Source organism: Pseudomonas sp. HN2 (genome assembly GCF_020736465.1).
Classification (GTDB): domain Bacteria; phylum Pseudomonadota; class Gammaproteobacteria; order Pseudomonadales; family Pseudomonadaceae; genus Aquipseudomonas; species Aquipseudomonas moraviensis_A.
In genome coordinates this window covers 4,805,338-4,828,264 of the sequence record NZ_CP085885.1, presented here as the reverse complement: position 1 = coordinate 4,828,264, position 22,927 = coordinate 4,805,338, and the positions used below count along the sequence as shown (strand labels likewise).

Below are 22,927 nucleotides of genomic sequence, written 5' to 3'. Positions count from 1 at the left end.
ACAGATGCCTTGGGTCAACCAGCGCTGCCGCGGACGACGCACTGGTTTGGTCGAGCCTGGAACCTGTGGCGAGGGAGCTTGCTCCCGCTCGGCTGCGAAGCAGTCGTAAACGCTGCGAATGCGTTGTGTCGGATACAACGCAATTTGCAGGTTTTGCGGCCGCAGCGCGACCCAGCGGGAGCAAGCTCCCTCGCCACAAAGGGCAGATCGGTGGTGCTGTTAGTGCTGCAGGATTTTCTCGAGGAAGTGCTGCGCGCGTTCGGAACGGGCACTGATGTCGCCGAAGAATTCCTCTTTCGGGCAGTCTTCGATGATCTTGCCCTGGTCCATGAAGATCACCCGATCGGCGACTTTACGGGCGAAGCCCATTTCGTGGGTCACGCACATCATGGTCATGCCTTCGTGGGCCAGTTGCACCATCACGTCGAGCACTTCGTTGACCATTTCCGGGTCGAGCGCCGAGGTCGGTTCGTCGAACAGCATGACGATCGGGTCCATCGCCAGCGCACGGGCAATCGCCACACGCTGTTGCTGACCACCGGACAGTTGCCCCGGATGCTTGTGGGCGTGCGCCGACAGGCCGACGCGCTCAAGCAGTTGCAGGCCTTTCTTGGTCGCCTCTTCCTTGCTGCGGCCGAGCACCTTGATCTGCGCGATGGTCAGGTTTTCGGTGATGGTCAGGTGCGGGAACAGTTCGAAATGCTGGAACACCATGCCGACCCGCGAACGCAGTTTCGGCAGGTTGGTCTTCGGGTCGGCGATCGACGTGCCGTCAACCACCACGTCACCTTTCTGGAACGGCTCCAGGGCGTTGACGCACTTGATCAGCGTCGATTTGCCGGAACCCGACGGGCCGCAGACCACGATTACTTCGCCTTTCTTGACCTCGGTGCTGCAATCAGTCAGCACCTGGAAGTCCCCATACCACTTGTTGATGTTTTTGATAGAGATCATACGGCGAACCTTTTCTGCAGACGCTTGACCAACCGCGAGGCGGCGAAGCTGATGATGAAGTACACGAGACCGGCGAAAATCAGGAACTCATTGGAGCGGCCGATGATGTCGCCGCTGGCGCGCGAGGCGTTGAGGAAATCCACCAGGCCCACGGTGTAGACCAGCGAGGTGTCCTGGAACAGGATGATGCTCTGCTGCAGCAACAGCGGGGTCATCTTGCGGAACGCCTGCGGCAGGATGATCAGGCGCATCATCTGTCCGTAGTTCATGCCGAGTGCTTGTGCAGCACCCATCTGGCCCTTGGAAATCGACTGCACACCGGCACGGACGATTTCGCAGAAGTACGCCGCTTCGAACATCATGAATGCCACGACGCAGGAGGTGAACGCACCGATCGGCGTGTCTTCGCCAGTGATCCAGCGCAGCACGAACGGCACCGCCAGGTAGAACCAGGTGATCACCAGCAGCAGCGGAATCGAGCGGAAATAGTTGACGTAGGCGCCAGCGATGCTCGACAGCAACTTGTTGTGCGACAGACGGCACAGCGCGAGGATCGTGCCGAGAATCATCCCGCCGATCACGCCCATGGCCATCAGCTTGAGGGTCATCACCATGCCGTTCCACAAACCGGGAATGGCCGGGACGATGCCACTGAAATCGAATTCCATTATTTACCCCCTACGGAGATCAGGCCGGGAACCGCGACTTTCTTCTCGACCAGGCGCATCAGCAGCATCAGGCTCATGTTGAGGGTGAAATAGATCAGCGTCGCCAAAGTGAACGCTTCGAACAGGTTGGCCGAGAATTCGGCGGTCTGTTTGGTCTGCGCCAGCAATTCCATCAAACCGATCAGGGACGCCACGGAGGAGTTCTTGAACACGTTGAGGAATTCCGAGGTGAGCGGCGGAATGATGATCCGGTAGGCCTGGGGCAGCAGCACGTTCCAGTAGATCTGCGGCAATTTGAAACCCATCGCGCGGGCGGCGGATTCCTGGCCACGGGGCAACGCCTGGATACCGGTGCGCACTTGCTCGCAGACACGGGCGGCGGTGAACAGGCCGAGGCAGACGACCACGCTCAGGTAGGCCGAAGTGGTCGGGTTGAGGTCCTGCTTGTACCACTCCTGCAGATCCGCCGGCAGCAGATCGGGTACCAGGAAGTACCAGATGAACAGCTGCACCAGCAGCGGCACGTTACGGAACAGCTCGACGTAGCAGGTCGCAATGCCGGATACGATGCGGTTCGGCACGGTGCGCATGATGCCCAGCAGCGAGCCGAGCAGCAGGGCGATGATCCACGCCACGACGGCGATGGCGATGGTCCAGCCCAGACCGGAGATGAACCAGTCGAGATAGGTCTCGCTGCCCACGCCGGTGGACTTGAAGAACACGCCCCAGTCCCAGTTGTAATTCATTAGGGTCTCCCCTCGATTCGATCGATGTACAAGTGCCCGCCTGGGGAACTCCGTTCCCTCCCCAGTCTTTTTTCAAAGACCGGGCACACGCGATCGGCTCGACAGCCACCGGTTCGAGTGTTTCCAGAAAAATGCCAGCAGGGAGTGACCATCCCCTGAAAAGGCAGGCGCCTCCTCAGGGGATAAGGTTAGTCAGAAAATCAGGACTTTTTGTCGTCAGCCGCTTTGTCGGTCGGAGTGGCGATCAGCGCCTTGAGCTCGTCGCTCATCGGGAAGTTCAGGTTCAGACCTTTTGGCGGGATTGGCGCCATGAACCACTTGTCGTAGATCTTGTTGATCTCGCCCGATTTATAGGTGGCGACGATCGCGTCATCCACAGCCTTTTTGAACGGCGCATCACCCTTGCGCACCATGCAGCCGTAGATTTCATACGACTGTGGCGTGCCGGTCACTTCCCAATCGGTGGCTTTCTTGGCCTTGGCCGCTTCGCCGGCGAGCAGGGCGTCGTCCATCATGAACGCAACGGCACGGCCCGACTCCAGCATCTGGAAGGACTCGCCGTGGTCTTTGGCGGAGATGACGTTCATGCCCATCTGCTTGTCGGCGTTCATCGCCTTGAGGATGCGCTCGGAGGTGGTGCCGGCGGTGGTCACGACGTTCTTGCCTTTCAGATCGTCGAAATCCTTGTACTTGGAGTCTTTCTTGGACAGAAGACGGGTACCGATTTCGAAGATGCCGACGGAGAAGTCGACCTGCTGCTGACGCTCGACGTTGTTGGTGGTCGAACCGCACTCGACGTCCACGGTGCCGTTCTGCACCAGCGGGATACGGGTCTGCGAGGTGACGAGGTTGTATTTGACTTGCAGGTTCGGCAGGTCGAGGTCTTTCTTGATCGCTTCGACGATGGCCAGCTGGATATCGTGCGAGTAGCCGACCGGCTTGCCGGACGCATCAGCGATGTAGGAGAACGGGATGGAGGCGTCACGGTGGCCAAGGGTGATGACACCGGACTCTTTGATCTTCTTCAGGGTGCCGGTGAGCTCGGCGGCGAAAACTGGCGTGCTGATCAGAGCGGCAGCAATGGCTGCGCCCAGGATATGGGGAACGATGCGCATCAAATTTTCCTCGACTTTGTTTTTTTTATGGAGCCAGTTTGTCGGCCCTTTTTGTGCTTCGAATGCCTGACGGCTCCTGAAGTGTTGGCACAACAGGCATTCGTCGAGAGAGTGTAGAGCATGACTCGTGCCAGAGCAGGCGCCATTGGTTAATGCCTTGTTTTATAACGTTATTAAACTTTTGTGGCGGCAATTTGATGGGGCGCTGATCCGGTTAACCGAACCGACTGAGGAGTCGCGTTCGGAAAACCGAATGCTTGTAACTCGCGGTCTCAGGCTTCCCGGCTCAGCGGCGTTTCATGCAAATACAGCCACTTCACCCCGGCTGGCTGCGCGCTCAGGATCGCCACCGACGCCCGCGAGTGTTCAGCGCCGTCCAGGCGATGGGTTTCTACGTAGCTCACGGCGAGCCTGTCGTCCTGCTGCCATAGCGTGTGCAAATCACTGATCTCGATATCGAGTCCCTTTCTGGCGCCCACGGCACCCCTGAACAGTTGCTCGACTTCGGGCCGGTCCAACGGAATCGCCGAGATACCGAGCATGCTGAAATCTTCGGCAAATGCCTGCATCAACGGCTCGATGCTCGCGGCGCCCATGCCGTCGGCATCGGTGAACACCCGAAGGATCAGTTCGTGGACGTGATGAATACTGTGTTCGGCCTGTTCGATGGGATCGTTTGTCATGGGCGTTCCTTTGCAGGGGAAAGTTGATGCATCTGCAGCAGCGGGAAAAGCCCGATCAGCGCTGCAATCGCGAACGTCAGGTGATAGGCCGGCGTGGTGTCGAGCCGCTGGAGCAGCACGTTGAAGATCATCAGAAACAGTGCGGCGCCGAGGCTGAAAGACATCTGGCGATTGATGTTCCAGATGACACTGGCCTTGTGCATATCGCCGTCGGCGAAGTCCATCATGGAGGTGGTCTGCGCGGTATTGGCACCGATGCCACCACCGATGCCCATCAGGCTGTAAGCGATCACGATGATCCACAGATCACCTGGCGCACTGACCAGCACCAGCGTGGCAATGCCGCCACTGTGCAACAGCATGCCGAGGGTAAACAGGCGCCTGGCGCCAACCCGGTTGTAGACCCGGCCGCCAATCGTCATCGCAATGAACGCGCCGATGGCGTAGAGGAGCATGAACATTCCGGTCAGCCGGGCGCTGAAGTGCAGGGTGCTCTGCAGGTAGAAAATGCTCATCAGGTTGACCCCGGTGAACACGCCCGGAATCGCGTAATAGATGAAAATCGACGTGCTGAGTTTTCTGCTTCTGAGCAGGCTCAAGTCGATGATCGGGTTGTTGCAGCGGCGGTAGTGCAGCAGATACAGCGCGATGAATATCAGCCCCGCCATGACAAAACCCAGCGCTGCCCATGGCGGATAGTCGCCGCCGTACAGCGACATCCCCATCAGCAGACTGGCGAGCGCCGCGCTGACCAGCAACAGGCCTTTGATATCCGGGCGTTGAAGTCTGGCGGGGCGGCTTTCCCTGATCCACAACCAGGACAATCCGGCGGCAAGCAGCGAAAACGGGATGTTGCTGTAGAACACCCAGCGCCAGGAACTGATGTCAACAATGACGCCGCCCACGGTGGGCGAAATCGCTGGTGCGAGCAGTGCGACGGCCATCACCAGCGTGGATATTCTCGCCCGTTGCTCACCCTGGAAAAGATTGAATGCCAGCGCTTGCCCGACCGGAATCAGCAGGCCGCCGCCGATGCCCTGGATGAAGCGCCAGATCACCAGTTCCTCGAAGCTGTCGGCCTGGCCGCACAGCCATACCGCTGCTGCAAACAGCAACATCGAGGCCGTGAGGATTTCGCGGCTGCCCCAGCGTGCGGCCAGCCAGGTGCTCACCGGAACGATCAGCGTCAGGCCGAGAATGTAAGCATTGCCAACCCATGCCACCGCTGAGCTGTTGACGTGCAATGTTGCCGACAGACTGGGCAGCGCCACTGCCGACATGAAGATGTTGATGCAGTCGATAAAGAAGCCGAGCAGGAAAACCGACGCGACTTTATAGCGGTAACTCATGGTGTTTTCCCCTTTGTCGTCAAGCATAGGGGCGATAGACTCCGGCCGTCGATGCACTGGGGCTGAACACAATGTTTGAAGGGATTGAACCGTGACGCAGGGCGCCCTGCATACGCACTTGAACCGGGTACAGACGTTTCTGGCGATCGCCGAACTGGGTTCGTTCACCAAGGCTGCCAGCCATCTCAACCTCAGCCGGGCGATGGTCAGCCTGCACATCAAGGCGCTGGAAGCGGCGTTGTCTACAACGCTGCTGATGCGCAACAGTCGTGCTGTGTCTCTGACCGAGGCCGGGCAAAGCTTTTACAACGAATTCAAAACCATCGTTGCCGATATCGACACTGCCTTCGACAGGGTGATGCACGGCACAAACCGCGTTTCGGGCACGTTGCGGATCAGCTCCACCAGTGAATACGGCGAGCGATTCATCCTGCCGCTGATTCCGTTATTCGCCGAGCGCTATCCGGACATCCGCCTGTGCTACGACTTCAACTCTTCGCTCAACGATCTGCTCGCCGAACGGCTGGATCTGGTGGTTCGCCTGGGCAACCTGGCAGACTCGGCTTTCAAGAGCCGGAAACTGGCGGAGTATGAAATTGTGCTGGTGGCGACTGAAGGGTTTCTGGCCCGCCATCCGGTAAAAACGCCTCAGGATCTCGATGCCGCACCGTGGATCGCCAACAGCAATTTGCTGGCGCCGACGCAGTGGGTTTTACGCGATGGTGTGGGGGAGGGGGTCGAGGTCAATGGCACGCGTCAATTCCAGTCAAATTCCTCGACGGCGATTCGTTCGATGACCTTGTCGTCGCTGGGCGTGTCGGTGTTGCCGGCGTGGATGGTTGAAGACGATATGGCCTGCGGGCATCTGGTGCGCGTGTTGCCGGAATACTCGCTGCCGTCACAGCCGATCAGCCTGGTGTTTCCTGATATGCCGCATCTGCCGCAGAAATCGCGGGTGTTTATCGATTTTCTAGTGGCACATCTGGGGCGCTGAAATCAAAAGCCCCTCACCCTGACCCTCTCCCGGAGGGAGAGGGGACTGACCGAGTTGTTCTTGCGAGCTTCGCCGACCTGAAATGTCGAGCCGAACTCAGGTCATGAAAAGCATGAAGATCTGCTCCCGTTCCCCCTCGCCCCCCTTGGGGGGAGAGGGCTGGGGTGAGGGGGGCTGGATCTTGCGGGGACAACAAAAAGCCCCTGAATCTCACAATTCAGGGGCTTTCGTTCAAGCGATGGGGCGAAGATCAAGCCGCCTCGATCTTGCGGTTCTGCTCAACCTTGCCCAGATACGTCGCCAGCTTCTGCTGCTCGTCCGGTGTGGTGAACAATCCAAGCTTGGTACGGCGCCACAGAATGTCATGCGCCGTGGTCGCCCACTCTTCGCTGCACAGGTAATCGACTTCGCGAGTGTAGAGCCCGCCGCCGATGTGCTCGCCCATGTCAGCCAGGCTTTCCACACCTTCGAGCATGCGCCAGGTGCGGCTGCCGTAGGTGACGGCCCAGCGCCGGGCGATTTCCGTCGGGACAAAATCGAACTTGTCGCGGATCCGCGCGCTCAGGGCTTCGGGCGTGGTCATGTCTTCGCCGCCGGGCAGGGTGGCAGTGGCCGTCCAGCTCGGGCGCATCTGGGTGAAGAACGGCATCAACTGCGCCATCGCCGACTCGGCGAGTTTGCGATAGGTAGTCAGCTTGCCGCCAAACACCGACAGCAGCGGCGCTTCTTCAGCGTTGCCCGACAGCGCCAAGGTGTAATCGCGGGTGACGGCGGACGGGTTGTCGGATTCGTCGTTGCACAGCGGACGTACACCCGAGTAGCTGTGCAGGATGTCTTCGCGGCTGACTTGCTTCTTGAAGTGGGCGTTGACCACTTTCAGCAGGTAATCGGTTTCGCCTTCGGTGATCGCCACTTTCGCCGGGTCGCCGGTGTACTCACGGTCGGTGGTACCGATCAGGGTGAAGTGGTTCAGGTACGGAATGGTGAAGACGATGCGCTGATCTTCGTTTTGCAGAATGTGCGCGTGCTCGCCTTCGTACAGTTTCGGCACGATGACGTGGCTGCCCTGAATCAAACGGATGCCGTACGGCGATTCCATTTTCAGGTCGTCACGAATGAACTTGGCGACCCATGGGCCGGCAGCATTGACCAACGCTTTGGCGGTAATCGAAAACAGGCTGCCGTCGGCGCGCTCCAGATGCAGATGCCACAGGCCCTTGGTGCGGCGGGCGCTGACGCAGCGGGTCTGGGTGTGCACATGGGCGCCTTTCTCGCGTGCAGCCATGGCGTTCAGGACCACGAGGCGGGCATCGTCGACCCAGCAGTCGGAGTATTCGAAGCCGTTCTTGATTTCGCTTTTCAGTGCGCTGTCGGCGCCAAACTTCAGGCTTTTCGAACCTGGCAGTTTTTCGCGCTTGCCGAGGTTGTCATACAGGAACAGGCCGGCACGAATCATCCACGCCGGACGCAGGTGCGGGCGGTGCGGCAGGACGAAACGCATGGGTTTGACGATGTGCGGCGCCTTGGCCAGAAGCACTTCGCGCTCGGCCAGCGCTTCGCGCACCAGACGGAATTCGTAATGTTCGAGATAGCGCAAGCCACCGTGGATCAGCTTGCTGCTGGCCGACGAGGTGTGGCTGGCCAGGTCATCTTTTTCGCAAAGGAACACCGAAAGACCGCGACCGGCGGCATCCGCTGCGATCCCCACGCCATTGATCCCGCCGCCGATCACGGCAACGTCATAGATCTCGGAGAGAGGGGGCGTACGCAAGGTAGAGGTGGACATCGGCTGGCCTCGGTTCTTTTGGTTTTATGTCTTGGAAATCGAACATTAATGTTCATTTGCGAAAATGTTAGCCCATAAAGACGCGCACAGCCAGTCACGTTCGATTGAAAAAACTCATCGAAGGGCTGAGAAAGGAAAATATCCGAACATTAAAAGCAAAAGATCGCAGCCTTCAGCAGCTCCTACAGGAGGAATGCATTCCAGATGTAGGAGCTGCCGAAGGCTGCGATCTTTTGATGCCTGGAAGCGTTAAACGACTTCCAGACGAATCTTGTGCTGGCTCAGCAACTGCGCCAGCGCCGGTACCGGCTGCTGATCGGTGACCAGGCAATCGATCAGGCTGATCGGCCCCAGTCGGATCATCGCGTTGCGCCCGAACTTGCTCGAGTCCGCCGCGAGAATCACCTGCCGCGCGTTGGCAATGATCGCCTGGCTCACCCGCACTTCCTGATAATCGAAGTCGAGCAGGCTGCCGTCCTCATCGATCCCGCTGATGCCGACCAGGGCGAAATCGACCTTGAACTGGTTGATGAAGTCCACGCTCGCCTGACCGACCACACCGCCGTCACGCCGCACGTTACCGCCGGTCAACAGCACATCGAAATCATCCTTGGCGCTGAGCATCGAGGCGACGTGCAGGTTGTTGGTGATGATTTTCAAGTGACTGTGATTGAGCAGGGCGCGGGCGATCGATTCGGTGGTGGTGCCGATGTTGATGAACAGCGAGGCGTGATCGGGGATCTGTGCGGCGATGGCTTCGCCGATGCGTTGCTTTTCGTCGCGCATCTGATCGGCGCGCATCGCGTAAGCAGTGTTTTCAACGCTGGAATCGTAAGCGGCGCCGCCGTGGTAGCGACGCAGCAGGTTGGCTTCCGCGAGCTGATTGATATCGCGGCGGATGGTTTGCGGGGTGACAACGAACAGCGTGGCCATCTCCTCGATGCTCACATAGCCGCGTTCGCGGACCAGCTCGAGGATTTGCTGCTGACGGGGAGGCAGATTCATGGGGCTTCCTTTGGGCTGCCAAGCAAAATTTGCCCATGATGCCGCAGGAATCTGCTCCCTACCAGTTTCCAGCTTTAGTCAGTCCTCAGCGTGGCTTATTCAGCGTCCTCACGCGCCCAGTCACGGGTACGGCTGACGGCTTTTTTCCAGCCTTTGTAGAGTTTCTCTTTCTCGACTTCATCAAGGCTCGGTTCGAACTCGCGCTCGATCACCGCTTTGCCGCGCAGCTCTTCCAGGCTGCCCCAGAAACCGCAGGCCAGACCGGCCAGGTAAGCGGCGCCCAGTGCAGTGGTTTCGCGCATTTGCGGGCGTTCGACCTGGGTGCCGAGGATGTCGGCCTGGAACTGCATGAGGAAGTTGTTCGCCACCGCGCCGCCGTCTACACGCAGGGCCTTGAGGCGTTCGCCGGAGTCCTGTTGCATGGCGTCGAGTACATCGCGGGTCTGGTAGGCAATCGATTCCAGCGCGGCGCGGATGATGTGATCCACGCGCACGCCGCGAGTCAGGCCGAACAGCGCGCCTCGGGCATACGGGTCCCAGTACGGTGCGCCGAGACCAGTGAACGCCGGCACCAGATAGACGCCGTTGCTGTCCTTGACCTTGTTGGCGAAGTATTCGGTGTCGTGGGCGTCGTTGACGATTTTCAGTTCATCGCGCAGCCATTGCACGGTCGAACCGCCGTTGAACACTGCACCTTCCAGAGCATAGGCAACTTCGCCGCGCGGGCCGCAAGCGATGGTGGTGAGCATGCCGTGCTGGGATTTCACCGCTTTGTCGCCGGTGTTCATCAGCAGGAAGCAACCGGTGCCGTAAGTGTTTTTCGCCTGGCCCGGCTCGACGCACATCTGCCCGAACAGTGCCGCTTGCTGGTCGCCGGCAATACCGCCGATGGCGATGCCGCTCTTGGTGCGACCGTAGATTTCCGAAGAGGCTTTGACTTCCGGGAGCATCTCGCGCGGGATGTCGAGAATCTCCAGCATCTTCGAATCCCACTCCAGCGAGTGAATGTTGAAGAGCATGGTGCGCGAGGCGTTGGTGTAGTCGGTGACGTGTACCTTGCCGCCGGTGAATTTCCAGATCAGCCAGCTATCGACGGTGCCGAACAGCAGCTCGCCATTGCGTGCACGCTCGCGGCTGCCTTCGACGTTGTCGAGGATCCACTTCAGTTTGGTGCCGGAGAAGTACGGGTCGGTGACCAGACCGGTGGTGTCACGGATGTAGTCTTCGTGGCCGTCGCGCTTGAGCTGCTGGCAGATCTCGGTGCTGCGGCGGCACTGCCAGACGATCGCGTTGTACACCGGACGGCCGGTGGTCTTGTCCCAGACCACGGTGGTTTCACGCTGGTTGGTGATACCGATCGCGGCCACCTGGTCGTGATGCAGGCCGGCCTGGGCCAGTGCCTCAACCATCACTGCGCTCTGAGTGGCGAAGATTTCCATCGGGTCGTGCTCGACCCAACCGGCCTGCGGGTAGTGCTGAACGAATTCGCGCTGGGCGGTGCAGACCACGTTCGCATCGCGGTCGAAAATGATTGCGCGGGAGCTGGTCGTACCCTGATCAAGGGCAATGATGTAGTTCTTGTTCTGAATGTCGGTCATGTCGATTGCCTTGGACGAAAAAAACGAGAGTGGGCCATGGCGCAGGCTCGGATGGGCAGGAGCCGGCGCCGACTGTTTCAAGAAGTTCTTGGTTTGCCGTCAATGGCCGGTTCTGCATCCTTTGTAGCAGGTGTGGCGCCGGTCAGGTGACGGGCGATGAGCCCGCGATACCCGGCAGCGCCGAGGCAGGCACCGACAATCGGTGCAAAAATCGGAATCAGGAAATACGGAATATCTCGACCGCCAGTGAAGGAAATTTCACCCCAACCGGTAAAGAAAGTCATCAGTTTCGGACCGAAGTCACGCGCCGGGTTCATCGCAAAACCGGTCAGCGGGCCCATCGCACTGCCGATCACGGCAATCAGCAAGCCGATCAGCAGCGGTGCCATCGGGCCTCTTGGCAGACCGTTGTTGTCATCGGTCAGGGCCATGATCACGCCCATCAGGATCGCGGTGATGATCATCTCGACCAGAAAGGCCTGAGCCGTCGACAGCACCGGGTTCGGGTAAGTGGAGAACACCGATGCCAGTTCAAGACTGGCGGCCGAACCGCGAACCATCTGGTGGGTTTGTTCGTAATCGAAGAACAGGTTGCTGTACAGCGTGTAGACCAGCAGCGCGCCGCAGAAGGCGCCGGCAATTTGCGCGAGGATGTAGAACGGCAGTTTGCGCTTTTCGAAGTCGGCGAAGATTGCCAGAGCGATGCTCACGGCCGGATTGAGGTGCGCGCCGGATACCCCGGCGGTGAGGTAGATCGCCATGCTCACGCCGACACCCCAGATGATGCTGATTTCCCACAGGCCGAAGCTGGCGCCCGCGACTTTGAGCGCGGCGACACAACCGGTGCCGAAGAAGATCAGTAGGGCGGTGCCGAGAAACTCGGCCATGCATTGGCCGGAAAGCGAAGGTTGCGGTAAAGCAGCTGTCATTGAAAACCTCGGTTCTTTTTCTTGTGTGGCGCCTTGCCAACGGAGCAAGGCGCGATCTTCACCGGGTCGGAATCCCCATTCGCTTCCCGGGTTACTGCTGGGTACTGCGCGGAGCATGATTCTTACATTATTCAGATTCGAAAAAATATAGACAAGAAACAAACCTGTCAAAGGTCGAAAGTGAACTGTCAGTCACAATATAACTATTCGCCGCATGAATGATCAGTGCGGCTCCCCCGGTGCATGGACCTGCAGACCACGGGAATCGCGGCTTGGAATAGAGCCTTTTAACCCACGATGACCTAGAATCGGCCGCAGGTTTTTTCTGAGATTGCCGAACCCGGAGCTGCCATGACCCCTGCGTTGGACTTGTTGAAAAAAGTTCGTGCCGAACATCGCGTGCACAGTTACGAACATGATCCGAAGGCCGCGTCTTATGGGCTGGAGGCAGCGGAGAAGCTCGGGCTCGAACCGGCGCAGGTGTTCAAGACCCTGCTGGCCGCCAGTGAGAAAGGCGAATTGCTGGTCGCCGTAGTGCCGGTCGTCGGAACGCTCGACCTCAAGGGGCTCGCGCATGCCGCCGGAGTGAAGAAAGCCGAAATGGCCGACCCGGCCGCCGCGCAGCGTTCGACCGGCTATCTGTTGGGCGGTATCAGCCCGCTCGGGCAGAAGAAACGCCTGCGCACCTTCATCGATAATTCCGCTCAGGGTTTTGCGACTATCTATGTGAGTGCCGGGCGGCGAGGGCTGGAGGTGGAACTGGCGCCAGCAGTATTGGCCGAGCACACCCAGGCGACGTTCGCCGATATCGGCCGGGCGTAACAAGAGCGCTCGCTGTATGAAGAAAAAATTGCGTTTCTGTCACTGGCACTGATCCGGGCCGCCGTTGCATGCTCGGTCGACCAATTCAGGGGGAAAGCCATGCAGCTTGCGTTTCATCAGGTCGACGCGTTCAGTGATCGGCCGTTCAGTGGCAACCCGGCGATGGTCTACCGGCTCGACAGCTGGCTGGCCGATGACTTGATGCAGAAGATCGCCGCCGAACACAATCTGGCGGAAACCGCATTTCTGGTGCGCGAAGGGCAGGCCTGGCATATCCGCTGGTTCACGCCGACTACTGAGGTGCCACTCTGTGGGCATGCGACGTTGGCCAGCGCGTTTGTGCTGTATGAAATCCATAAGGAAAGTGCAGCGCGCATCGACTTCACTTGCAAGTCTGGTGCGCTGAGTGTCAGCCGTGAGGGCGACCGGTTATGGCTGGATTTCCCGACCATCGTACCTTCGGAAATCGGCGTGACGCTGGATGTCGAGCGGGCACTCGGTGTTGAGGCTGTCGACGTGTTGGGCTCGAACGAACTGTTCGTGGTGCTGGAGTCGGAACAGGCCGTGCTCGACTGCAAACCCGATATGGCTGCGCTGGCGAAACTGCCGTGGCTGGGCGCGATTGTCACTGCGCGCGGCAATCAGCACGACTTCGTCTCCCGCTATTTCGCCCCGGCGATCGGCATCAACGAGGACCCGGTGACCGGTTCGACGCACTGCAGTCTGATTCCGTACTGGGCCAAGCGCCTGGGCAAATCGAACCTGACCGCGTGCCAGCGCTCGGCGCGGGGCGGTGAATTGTTCTGTCGGCTGGAAGGGGAGCGGGTGAAAATTGGTGGCAAAGCGACGTTGGTGGCCAGCGGCACCCTGCATCTGAGCTGACCGCAATCCCTTGTAGGAGTGAGCCTGCTCGCGATAGCGGTCTATCAGTCAACATCTTCGGCGACTGATTAACCGCTATCGCGAGCAGGCTCACTCCTACAGGAATATATGTTCGATCAGAGGCTGGTGCTGAATCGGCGCACGCCGTTTTCCACCGCCGGGATCTGCGCCGCCGTGCTGCCCGAAGCCTGGAACAGCACCAGGTGATCCGCCGCTACGCGAATCCCGACCTGCGCGCCGACCAGATGATCGGCATGGCTTGGGAAGATCGATTCCAGCTGGGCGCCAGTCGGCAGTTGCAGGCGGTACAAAGTCGCCGCACCGAGGAACGTCTTGCCGACAATCTGCGCCTGCAATGCGCTGTCCGGCGCATAGACAATGTCATCCGGGCGCAGCAACACATCCACCGCGCCGCCTATCGGCCAGGTGTAAGCACGATTACCGCGCAGTTCACCCAGCTCGGTCTGCACCGACTCCGGGCTGACAAGCTGGCCGCGAATGAAGTAACCCTGACCGATGAAGCTGGCGACATACGGCGTCGCCGGTTCGTGATAAAGGTTGTAGGGCGTGTCCCATTGTTCCAGCCGACCTTCCTTGAATACGCCAACGTGGTCGCTGACGGCAAAGGCTTCTTCCTGATCGTGGGTGACCAGAATCGCACTGGTGCCCCGGGCCTTGAGAATGTCGCGGACCTCATGGCTGAGCTTGCGGCGCAGTTCGCCATCGAGGTTGGAGAAGGGCTCGTCGAGCAGCAGCAGTTGCGGCTCCGGCGCCAACGCACGGGCGAGGGCGACGCGCTGTTGCTGGCCGCCGGACAATTCGTGAGGAAAACGCTTGCCGAGGTTTTTCAGGTTGACCAGTTCCAGCAGCTCTTCGACCACGCGCGTCTTGTGCAGGTGCTTGCGAATGCCGAAGGCGATGTTGTCGGCCACGCTCAGGTGCGGAAACAGCGCGTAGTCCTGAAACACCATGCCGATCCGGCGTTTCTCCGGCGCCAGGGTGAAACCGGCACTGGAGAGGGTTTCGCCACCCAGGGTGATCTCGCCTTCATGCACCGGTTCGAAACCGGCGATGGCGCGCAGGGTGGTGGTCTTGCCGCAGCCGGACGAGCCGAGCAGGCAGCCGATGTCGCCGGCGTTGAGGTGCAGATTGAGGTTCTGCACCACGCGTTGATCTTGATAGCCGCAAGCGAGGTTGCGCAGGTTCAGCAGTAATTCATGGCTCATGCGTGGTGATATGCCGGTTCAACGAGGAACTCGAGCAGGGCCTTCTGTGCGTGGAGACGGTTTTCTGCCTGATCCCAAGCGACTGAGCGCGGATCATCGAGCAGGTCGAGACTGATTTCTTCGCCACGGTGCGCCGGCAGGCAGTGCATGAACAGCACGTCCTCGGCAGCGAGGTCGAGCAGGGCACGGTTGACCTGGAACGGCGCGAACAGCTTGAGGCGCTTGGCAGTTTCCTCTTCCTGACCCATCGAAGTCCAGACGTCGGTACTGACCAGATGCGCGCCGCGTGCGGCATCCTGCGGGTCGCGGACGATGGTCACGCGATCACCGGCCCTGGCGACAAACTCAGGGTTCGGCTCGTAACCTTCCGGACAGGCGACGCGCAGCTGGAAGTCGAACTGGATCGCCGCTTCTATATAGCTGTTGCACATGTTGTTGCCGTCACCGATCCAGGCCACGGTCTTGCCCTGGATCGAGCCACGGTGCTCAAGAAAGGTCTGCATGTCGGCAAGCAACTGGCACGGGTGCAGATCATCGGACAGGCCGTTGATCACCGGCACGCGCGAGTTGGCGGCGAATTCGGTCAGGGTGCTGTGGGCGAAGGTGCGGATCATCACCGCATCGAGCATGCTCGACATGACGATGGCGCAGTCGCTGATCGGCTCGCCACGGCCCAGTTGGGTGTCGCGCGGGGACAGGAAGATCGCCTGGCCGCCGAGCTGGATCATGCCGGCCTCGAAGGAGATCCGGGTGCGGGTCGAGGATTTTTCGAAGATCATCCCCAGCACGCGGTTTTTCAAAGGCTCGAACAGTACGCCGCGGTTACGCAGGTCCTTGAGCTCAACGCCTCGACGGATCACGCTGACCAGCTCTTCGGGCGTGCAATCCATCAGGGAGAGAAAGTGCCTTGCGCTCATCATTGACTACCTTTTTGCTACAGACCGCAGATGCTCAAAGCCTTGTTTAACGGAACAACGGGCGAGACCTGCGGCGTAAGCCGCACGGGGCGACGAAATAGGGGAAGGCGCGATATTGACATTAAATGTCGCGTTACGCCAATAGGCTACGGTTTCAACGGGATGCGGAGCGCGGAGCGAGGGTTTCGATCGCGCATTGTGAAGCCGGGTTCAGTACAGCAGCGAGCTTCTTTGTACACTGGCCCCGCCGCGCTTGGCAATGTGCCGCGACGGCAGCGGCGCGGCTTTGGTCGCTTTGCGCTCGCTGTGCCACGGATTCGCTTGGTCGGATGTTCAGACTGAAACATTTGCTAAAGCAAAGTGCTGGGTTATAAATAAGTTTCGAGCGACGCAGGAAGCCTCCGCATGGAATCGAAAGAACAACTGTTAATGGAACTGCTGGGCCACACGGCTCGCTCTCTGACCCATCTCACCGCCTCGGTGACCTCGATGTCTTTCGAGTTGTTGCGCAGTGAAGACGAAGTGGTCAAATCCGCCGGTCGACACATGATCGATCGCATGGCCACCATCAGCGCCGGGCTCGACGAACACTGGCGATTGATCGGCGAACTCACCGGCGTGCATGTCGCCCACGAGCAGATCGAAACCATCCAGGAAATCCAGCTGGCCGCACCGCCGCAGCTGCCTTCGAACTGATCGCAGCGGTTTATCGGCTGCCCTGATAACCGTCGATTCACAAGACGAACGTCGCTGGCGCCGCCTCTGTGCACGGGCCATAGTTTTGTTCCCGCGGGCGTGATTGCCCGCTCCCGAACAAGACAGAGACTGGCCATGACCAAGACTCTTCACCACCGTGCGTGCCACCTGTGCGAAGCCATTTGCGGCCTGACCATCGAAACCACAGAAACCGATGGCAACGTCGCGATCACCTCGATCAAGGGGGACGCCCTTGATACCTTCAGTCGCGGGCATATCTGCCCGAAAGCCGTGGCCCTGCAGGATATCCAGAATGATCCGGATCGCCTGCGCCAACCGATGCGTCGGGTCGGCAATGAATGGCTGCCGATCGAGTGGGACGAAGCCTTTGCGCTGGTGGCCGACAAGCTCGCGGCGATTCAGGAGCGTCATGGGCAGAACGCGGTGGCGGTTTATCAAGGCAACCCGAGCGTGCACAACTACGGGCTGATGACCCACAGCAATTACTTCCTCGGTTTGCTGAAAACGCGCAATCGCTACTCGGCCACTTCAGTCGATCAACTGCCCCATCACCTCAGCAGCTACCTGATGTACGGCCACGGTTTGCTGTTGCCGATCCCGGACATCGACCACACCGATTTCATGCTGATTCTTGGCGGCAATCCGCTGGCCTCCAACGGCAGCATCATGACCGTGCCGGATGTCGAGAAACGCCTGAAGGCTATTCAGGCACGCGGCGGCAAAGTGGTGGTGGTCGATCCGCGGCGCAGCGAAACCGCAGCGATGGCCGATCAGCATGTGTTCGTCCGCCCGGGCGGCGACGCGGCGCTGTTGTTCGGCATGCTCAATACGCTGTTCAGCGAAGGCCTGACCCGCGACAGCCATCTGCCGGTCGAAGGCCTGGGCGAGGTGCGCACTGCCGTGGCGTCGTTCACTGCCGAAGCCATGAGTCCATTGTGCGCCGTGCCGGCCGAACAGATTCGCCAGTTGGCGCGCGACTTCGCTGCCGCACCGAGTGCTGTCTGCTACGGCCGCATGGGCGTCTCGACCCAGGCCTTCGGTACCTTGTGCCATTGGGTGGTGCAACTGATCAACCTGGTCACCGGCAATCTCGACCGCGTCGGCGGCGCGCTGTGCACCGAACCCGCTGTGGATCTGGTGGCGTCGACCTCGGGCGGGCATTTCAACAAATGGCAGAGCCGCGTTTCCGGGCGGCCTGAATACGGTGGTGAGTTGCCGGTCTCGGCGCTGGCCGAAGAGATGCTCACCGACGGCGAGGGCCAGATCCGCGCGTTGATCACCGTGGCCGGCAATCCAGTGTTGTCGACACCCAACGGCCGGCAGCTGGAACAGGCGCTGGATGGCCTGGAATTCATGCTCAGCATCGACCTGTACATCAACGAAACCACGCGCTATGCCGACCTGATCCTGCCGTCGACCTCGGCGCTGGAAAACGACCATTACGACACTACCTTCAACCTGTTCGCGGTGCGCAATGTCACCCGCTTCAATCGCGCGATCCTCGCCAAGCCCGAGGGCGCGCTGCATGACTGGGAGATCTTCGTCGGGCTGGCCAAGGCGTTCGCCGAGAAAACCGGCAAAGAGCTGAAACCGACCATGCCGCCGGCGAAGATGATCGACATGGGCCTGCGCATGGGCCGCTATGGCGATGCGTCCGAGCACAAGCTGTCGCTGGCGACGCTGTTCGATCATCCGCACGGCATCGATCTGGGGGCGCTGAAGCCGAATCTGGCGACGCGACTGAAAACGCCGAATCAGCATATTCAGGCCGCACCGCCGGAGATCCTCGCCGACCTCTCACGCTTTGCCGCTTTGCGGGCGCCAGCTGCCGATGAGTTGTTGATGATCGGCCGCCGCCATGTGCGCAGCAACAATTCGTGGATGCACAATTTTCATCGCCTGGTGAAAGGCAAGCCGCGGCATCAGTTGCTGATGCATCCGGATGATCTGGCCAGCCGTGGTCTGGTCGACGGGCAACGGGTTCGGGTGAGCTCGCGGGTCGGGCAGATCGAGGTGGAAGTGCTCGCCAGTCTCGACATGATGAAAGGCGTGGTCAGCCTGCCCCACGGTTGGGGCCACGCGCGCCCGGGCGTGCAGATGGTGATCGCCAGCAGCCAGCCGGGGTCGAGCGCCAACGACCTGACCGACGAGTGTCAACTCGACGAATTGTCGGGCAACGCGGCATTGAATGGCGTACCGGTGACGGTGGCGGCGGCTTGAGCGGGTCTGTCGGGGAGACCGAGCATGGCGCTCGGGATTCCGTTACAATGCGCCACCGTGCCGACCTCTGAGTCGGAAAGTTCAGCCGAGGTGCTCCATGGATATCATCGAAACGATTAAAGAGCAGATTGCCAACAACACCATTCTGCTTTACATGAAAGGCTCGCCGAATGCCCCGCAGTGCGGCTTCTCCGCAAAAGCGGCGCAGGCTGTGATGGCATGTGGTGAAAAGTTCGCTTACGTGGACATCCTGCAGAACCCGGAAATCCGCGCCAACCTGCCTAAATACGCCAACTGGCCGACTTTCCCGCAACTGTGGGTCGGCGGTGAGCTGGTCGGCGGCAGCGACATCATGACCGAGATGGCAGCAGACGGTTCGCTGCAAAGCACCATCAAGGCGGCTGTCGAAGCGGCAGCGGCGAACAAGTCCGAAGCCTGATTCGCTTCAATGTAGGAGTGAGCCTGCTCGCGATAGCGTTCTGTCAGGTATTGAACTATCGACTGACACACCGCCATCGCGAGCAGGCTCACTCCTACAAGTGATTTGTGGTGTTGCCTGCATCGCACCAGGCATAAAAAAGCCCCGCACCTCCAAAGAGGGCGGGGCTTTTTTAGTGTCTCGATTCGACGAGTGTCACATCATTCTTCGCCCATCTGCGATTGCAGATAGTTTTCCAGACCGATCTTGTCGATCAGGCCGAGCTGGGTTTCCAGCCAGTCGATGTGTTCTTCTTCCGACTCGAGGATGTCTTCGAGCAGTTCACGGCTGCCGAAGTCGCCAACGGTTTCGCAATGCGCGATGGCGGCTTTCAGGTCAGCGTGGCCGGTCTTTTCGATGCGCAGGTCGCATTCGAGCATTTCGCGGGTGTGTTCGCCGATGTGCAGCTTGCCAAGGTCCTGCACGTTCGGCAGGCCTTCAAGGAACAGGATGCGCTTGATCAGCTTGTCCGCGTGCTTCATCTCATCGATGGATTCTTTGTATTCGTGCTTGCCAAGCTTGTTCAGACCCCAATCTTCGTACATGCGCGCATGCAGGAAGTACTGATTGATCGCGACCAGCTCATTGGCAAGGATCTTGTTGAGATGCTGGATGACTGTAATGTCGCCTTTCATGATCGGAGTCCTGCCCTGTATTAACCGTATATAAGGCGGAGTTTGAGCTCGGTATTTATAAGTGTCAAACCTAAGTTGTTGAATAATAAATGAAAATTAATCGGAATAAGAATGTTTGTGTTCCGCGTCTGGACGCTAAGCAATTGATTTTCAGGCATAAAAAAACCGGACGCGAAGTCCGGTTCTTTGAAAAGGGGGCCATTACGCAGCAGTAAATTCTACCGGGTAGGGGATCGCTGCCTGGGCGGTTTGCAGCTTGGTCAGGGTTTCGCGCACCACTTCCTTGGCAAGGCAAGCGCATTTGCCGCACTGGCTGGCGACGCCGGTGGCCTGGCGAACTTCTTTATAGCTGCAGCAACCTTCATAGATCGCTTCGCGGATCTGTCCGTCGGTGACGCCAGTGCAGAGGCAAACATACATAAGTAAGAACCGTCGCTGGTTGTGACTCAATTGCGATGGATCTTAATGTTAACGAGAATGATTGTCAAAGTGCTTTCGGAACGCTTCCCAGCCAATTTGCCTGCGCCTGACGAACGGTATTTTCCAGGCGCTCGCTTTACCCAATGAATACGCGGTGGATAACCGAACAGGGAAAATCCGTTACGGACAGGCGAAATACGCAGTGTATGATGGTCGTCCCTTGCGAAGAGGGTTCGTGTCACAGGGCTGTCGCCTGAGGGTGACAGGCTGGCCCGGACCCTGAACTTCAAGTTTTTACACCAGGAGATATCAATGAGCGTACTCGTAGGCAAACAAGCCCCAGACTTCACCGTCCCGGCCGTACTCGGCAATGGCGAGATCGTTGACAGCTTCACCCTGTCCTCGGCCATCAAAGGCAAATACGGCCTGGTGTTCTTCTACCCACTGGACTTCACCTTCGTCTGCCCGTCCGAGCTGATCGCTCTGGACAACCGCATGGCTGACTTCAAGGCACGCAACGTGGAAGTGATCGCTGTGTCGATCGACTCGCACTTCACCCACAACGCCTGGCGCAACACTCCAGTGAACAATGGCGGCATCGGCCAGGTGAAATACACCATGGCTGCCGACATGAAGCACGACATCGCCAAGGCCTACGATGTTGAGTCCGAAGGCGGCGTGGCTTTCCGTGGCGCGTTCCTGATCGACGACAAAGGCATTGTCCGTTCGCAGATCATCAACGACCTGCCGCTGGGCCGTAACATGGAAGAGCTGATCCGTCTGGTCGACGCTCTGCAATTCCACGAAGAGCACGGCGAAGTCTGCCCGGCCAACTGGAAGAAAGGCGACAAAGGCATGAACGCTTCGCCAGAAGGCGTTGCGGCTTACCTGACCGAGAACGCTGCTGCCCTGTAAGGCGCAACGTCGAGGTACAAAAAAACCGGCCCAAGTGGCCGGTTTTTTCATGCGCGGGATTTGTTCGCCGAGGATCAGTCGTCGAAGTCTTCCCATCCGCCCATCTGCTTCCAGCGATTGACGATGCCGCAGAACAGCTCGGCGGTCTTTTCGGTGTCGTAGCGCGCCGAGTGCGCTTCACGACCGTCGAAATCGATGCCAGCCGCCTGACAGGCTTTCGCCAGCACGGTTTGACCGTATGCCAGACCCGCCAGGGTCGCGGTGTCGAAGCTGGAGAACGGGTGGAACGGGTTGCGCTTCATGTCCAGCCGCGCGACTGCCGCGTTGAGAAAGCCCAGATCGAAGCTGCTGTTGTGCCCGACCAGAATCGCCCGTTTGCAGCCGTTGGCTTTCAGCGCCTTGCGGATGCCACGGAAGATGTCGGTCAGCGCGGTTTCCTCGCTGACGGCCATGCGCAGCGGGTGATCAAGCTTGATTCCGGTGAACTCCAGCGCTGCCGCTTCAACGTTCGCACCTTCGAATGGCTCGACGCGGAAGAAGTAGGTGTGATCCGGGTACACGAAACCCTTTTCATCCATGGCGATGGTGGTCGCGGCAATCTCCAGCAGGGCGTCGGTGGCTGCGTTGAAGCCACCGGTTTCTACGTCGACGACAACCGGCAGGTAGCCGCGAAAACGTGCTGCCATCGGGTGACGGGAACCGCCGCCGCCACCTTGACCGTCCAGCTCATCGTCAAAATTGTCTTCACTCACGCGTGTTCCTCCAGCAGGCGCCAGCGCAGTTTTTCACCGGCGCGCAGCGGGATAACGGTCAGCTCGCCAAATGGCAGGCTGGTCGGGGCGGTCCATTCTTCGCGGACCAGGGTGATGCGATCGGTATTCGCCGGCAGGCCGTAGAAGCGCGGGCCGTTGAGGCTGGCGAAGGCTTCGAGCTTGTCCAGCGCGTTACGTTGTTCGAACGCTTCGGCGTACATCTCGATGGCGGCGTAGGCGGTGTAGCAACCGGCGCAGCCGCAAGCGGCTTCCTTGGCGTGCTGGGCGTGGGGCGCCGAGTCGGTGCCGAGGAAGAACTTGGCGCTGCCGCTGGTGGCGGCGTCGAGCAAGGCTTCCTGATGGGTGTTGCGCTTGAGGATCGGCAGGCAGTAGAAGTGCGGCCGAATCCCGCCTACCAGCATGTGGTTGCGGTTGTACAGCAGGTGATGCGCGGTGATGGTCGCGCCAACATTGGCCGAGGCCTCGTTGACGAACTGCACGGCGTCGCCGGTGGTGATGTGTTCGAACACCACTTTCAGCGTCGGGAAGCGCTCGACCACGCGGCGCATGTGCTCATCGATGAAGATCTTTTCGCGATCGAACACATCGACATCGCCACGGGTGACTTCACCGTGGATCAACAGCGGCATGCCGACTTCGGCCATGGCTTCCAGCGCCGGGAAGATCTTGTCGATACTGGTTACGCCGGAATCGGAGTTGGTGGTGGCGCCGGCCGGGTAAAGCTTGGCGGCGTACACGAAACCGCTGGCCTTGGCCTGATGAATTTCTTCCGGTTGGGTGCGGTCGGTGAGGTACAGCACCATCAACGGTTCGAACTGACTGCCGGCCGGGCGGGCAGCGAGAATGCGCTGACGATAGCCGTCGGCTTCGGCGGCGTTGCGCACCGGCGGTACCAGGTTCGGCATGATGATCGCGCGCCCGAAGGTGCGGGCCACATCGGCAACGGTATTGGTCAACACGGCACCATCGCGAAGATGGATGTGCCAGTCGTCGGGACGCAGCAGGGTCAGGCGGTCGGACATGAGGGGATTCCAGGCGGGTCAAACTGAGGCGAATGCTACCGGAAAAGACTCTTGCAGGCACCCGCTATCAAGT

At 59.6% G+C, this 22,927-nt stretch carries 23 protein-coding genes; 7 read left to right on the top strand and 16 right to left on the bottom strand.

The window, feature by feature from the left end:
• Positions 1-219: 219 nt before the first annotated feature.
• The 6 genes from LIS66_RS21350 to LIS66_RS21325 form a co-directional block, all read right to left on the bottom strand.
• The gene (locus LIS66_RS21350) at positions 220-954 is read right to left on the bottom strand and encodes an amino acid ABC transporter ATP-binding protein (RefSeq protein ID WP_016773390.1); all 735 of its coding nucleotides are present in this window, start codon (positions 952-954) and stop codon (positions 220-222) included.
• Positions 951-1,622 (bottom strand): amino acid ABC transporter permease, encoded by a 672-nt coding sequence (locus LIS66_RS21345; protein ID WP_016773391.1) that lies wholly within the window; start codon positions 1,620-1,622, stop codon positions 951-953. The genes LIS66_RS21350 and LIS66_RS21345 overlap by 4 nt, the downstream gene beginning before the upstream one ends.
• Positions 1,622-2,368, bottom strand: coding sequence for an amino acid ABC transporter permease (locus tag LIS66_RS21340; RefSeq protein ID WP_042607379.1), 747 nt, complete (start codon positions 2,366-2,368; stop codon positions 1,622-1,624). The genes LIS66_RS21345 and LIS66_RS21340 overlap by 1 nt, the downstream gene beginning before the upstream one ends.
• Positions 2,369-2,568: 200 nt before the next feature.
• Positions 2,569-3,483, bottom strand: coding sequence for a glutamate/aspartate ABC transporter substrate-binding protein (locus LIS66_RS21335; RefSeq protein WP_042607378.1), 915 nt, complete (start codon positions 3,481-3,483; stop codon positions 2,569-2,571).
• Positions 3,484-3,755: 272 nt separating this feature from the next.
• Positions 3,756-4,166: a DUF4440 domain-containing protein gene (locus LIS66_RS21330; protein ID WP_227972992.1), complete on the bottom strand. Its 411-nt coding sequence runs from the start codon at positions 4,164-4,166 to the stop codon at positions 3,756-3,758.
• Positions 4,163-5,515, bottom strand: coding sequence for an MFS transporter (locus LIS66_RS21325; RefSeq protein ID WP_227972991.1), 1,353 nt, complete (start codon positions 5,513-5,515; stop codon positions 4,163-4,165). Before LIS66_RS21325 ends, LIS66_RS21330 begins: the two co-directional genes overlap by 4 nt.
• 106 nt (positions 5,516-5,621) lie before the next feature.
• Here LIS66_RS21325 and LIS66_RS21320 point away from each other — a divergent pair, with 106 nt between their 5' ends.
• Positions 5,622-6,509 carry a LysR family transcriptional regulator gene (locus tag LIS66_RS21320; RefSeq protein ID WP_227974543.1) on the top strand — a complete coding sequence of 296 codons (888 nt, stop codon included), beginning with the start codon at positions 5,622-5,624 and terminating at the stop codon, positions 6,507-6,509.
• 250 nt (positions 6,510-6,759) lie between these two features.
• On the opposite strand, the gene glpD is transcribed toward LIS66_RS21320, so the two are convergent.
• From glpD to LIS66_RS21300, 4 genes are all read right to left on the bottom strand, one after another.
• The gene (gene glpD / locus LIS66_RS21315; RefSeq protein WP_116658504.1) at positions 6,760-8,295 is read right to left on the bottom strand and encodes a glycerol-3-phosphate dehydrogenase; all 1,536 of its coding nucleotides are present in this window, start codon (positions 8,293-8,295) and stop codon (positions 6,760-6,762) included.
• Positions 8,296-8,544: 249 nt separating this feature from the next.
• Positions 8,545-9,300 carry a DeoR/GlpR family transcriptional regulator gene (locus tag LIS66_RS21310; protein ID WP_007953179.1) on the bottom strand — a complete coding sequence of 252 codons (756 nt, stop codon included), beginning with the start codon at positions 9,298-9,300 and terminating at the stop codon, positions 8,545-8,547.
• A 95-nt stretch (positions 9,301-9,395) separates the two neighbouring features.
• Positions 9,396-10,898: a glycerol kinase GlpK gene (gene glpK, locus LIS66_RS21305; RefSeq protein WP_042607375.1), complete on the bottom strand. Its 1,503-nt coding sequence runs from the start codon at positions 10,896-10,898 to the stop codon at positions 9,396-9,398.
• Positions 10,899-10,975: 77 nt separating this feature from the next.
• Positions 10,976-11,827 (bottom strand): MIP/aquaporin family protein, encoded by an 852-nt coding sequence (locus tag LIS66_RS21300; protein WP_042607374.1) that lies wholly within the window; start codon positions 11,825-11,827, stop codon positions 10,976-10,978.
• Between the two features lie 351 nt (positions 11,828-12,178).
• On the opposite strand from LIS66_RS21300, the gene ybaK reads away from it, so the two are divergent.
• Positions 12,179-12,649 carry a Cys-tRNA(Pro) deacylase gene (ybaK, locus tag LIS66_RS21295; protein ID WP_042607373.1) on the top strand — a complete coding sequence of 157 codons (471 nt, stop codon included), beginning with the start codon at positions 12,179-12,181 and terminating at the stop codon, positions 12,647-12,649.
• Positions 12,650-12,748: 99 nt separating this feature from the next.
• Positions 12,749-13,531: a PhzF family phenazine biosynthesis protein gene (locus tag LIS66_RS21290; RefSeq protein ID WP_227972990.1), complete on the top strand. Its 783-nt coding sequence runs from the start codon at positions 12,749-12,751 to the stop codon at positions 13,529-13,531.
• Between the two features lie 116 nt (positions 13,532-13,647).
• Here the strand turns inward: LIS66_RS21290 and LIS66_RS21285 are convergent, their stop codons facing one another.
• Entirely contained in the window at positions 13,648-14,757 is a 1,110-nt protein-coding gene (locus LIS66_RS21285; RefSeq protein WP_042607371.1) for an ABC transporter ATP-binding protein, read from the bottom strand.
• Positions 14,754-15,674 carry an ornithine carbamoyltransferase gene (gene argF / locus LIS66_RS21280; protein ID WP_227972989.1) on the bottom strand — a complete coding sequence of 307 codons (921 nt, stop codon included), beginning with the start codon at positions 15,672-15,674 and terminating at the stop codon, positions 14,754-14,756. Before argF ends, LIS66_RS21285 begins: the two co-directional genes overlap by 4 nt.
• Before the next feature lie 405 nt (positions 15,675-16,079).
• Between argF and LIS66_RS21275 the strand changes: the two genes are divergently transcribed.
• The 3 genes from LIS66_RS21275 to grxD all read left to right on the top strand — a co-directional run bounded on the left by LIS66_RS21275 (position 16,080) and on the right by grxD (position 19,050).
• Entirely contained in the window at positions 16,080-16,370 is a 291-nt protein-coding gene (locus tag LIS66_RS21275; protein ID WP_042607370.1) for a hypothetical protein, read from the top strand.
• Positions 16,371-16,505: 135 nt separating this feature from the next.
• Positions 16,506-18,611, top strand: a complete 2,106-nt coding sequence (locus LIS66_RS21270; RefSeq protein ID WP_227972988.1) for a molybdopterin oxidoreductase family protein — start codon at positions 16,506-16,508, stop codon at positions 18,609-18,611.
• A 97-nt stretch (positions 18,612-18,708) separates the two neighbouring features.
• Complete coding sequence (gene grxD, locus LIS66_RS21265; protein WP_016773402.1) at positions 18,709-19,050, top strand: Grx4 family monothiol glutaredoxin; 342 nt, start codon at positions 18,709-18,711, stop codon at positions 19,048-19,050.
• A gap of 200 nt (positions 19,051-19,250) precedes the next feature.
• Here the strand turns inward: grxD and bfr are convergent, their stop codons facing one another.
• Positions 19,251-19,724, bottom strand: coding sequence for a bacterioferritin (gene bfr / locus LIS66_RS21260; RefSeq protein ID WP_042607368.1), 474 nt, complete (start codon positions 19,722-19,724; stop codon positions 19,251-19,253).
• 201 nt (positions 19,725-19,925) lie between these two features.
• Positions 19,926-20,144, bottom strand: coding sequence for a bacterioferritin-associated ferredoxin (locus tag LIS66_RS21255; protein ID WP_003227725.1), 219 nt, complete (start codon positions 20,142-20,144; stop codon positions 19,926-19,928).
• A 312-nt stretch (positions 20,145-20,456) separates the two neighbouring features.
• Here LIS66_RS21255 and LIS66_RS21250 point away from each other — a divergent pair, with 312 nt between their 5' ends.
• Positions 20,457-21,059, top strand: a complete 603-nt coding sequence (locus LIS66_RS21250; protein WP_042607367.1) for a peroxiredoxin — start codon at positions 20,457-20,459, stop codon at positions 21,057-21,059.
• Between the two features lie 74 nt (positions 21,060-21,133).
• On the opposite strand, the gene rnt is transcribed toward LIS66_RS21250, so the two are convergent.
• Both rnt and pyrC read right to left on the bottom strand, forming a co-directional pair.
• Entirely contained in the window at positions 21,134-21,811 is a 678-nt protein-coding gene (rnt, locus tag LIS66_RS21245; protein ID WP_016773404.1) for a ribonuclease T, read from the bottom strand.
• A complete protein-coding gene (gene pyrC, locus LIS66_RS21240) occupies positions 21,808-22,854 on the bottom strand; it encodes a dihydroorotase (RefSeq protein WP_227972987.1) in 1,047 nt (348 codons plus the stop codon). The genes rnt and pyrC overlap by 4 nt, the downstream gene beginning before the upstream one ends.
• Positions 22,855-22,927 lie beyond the last annotated feature (73 nt).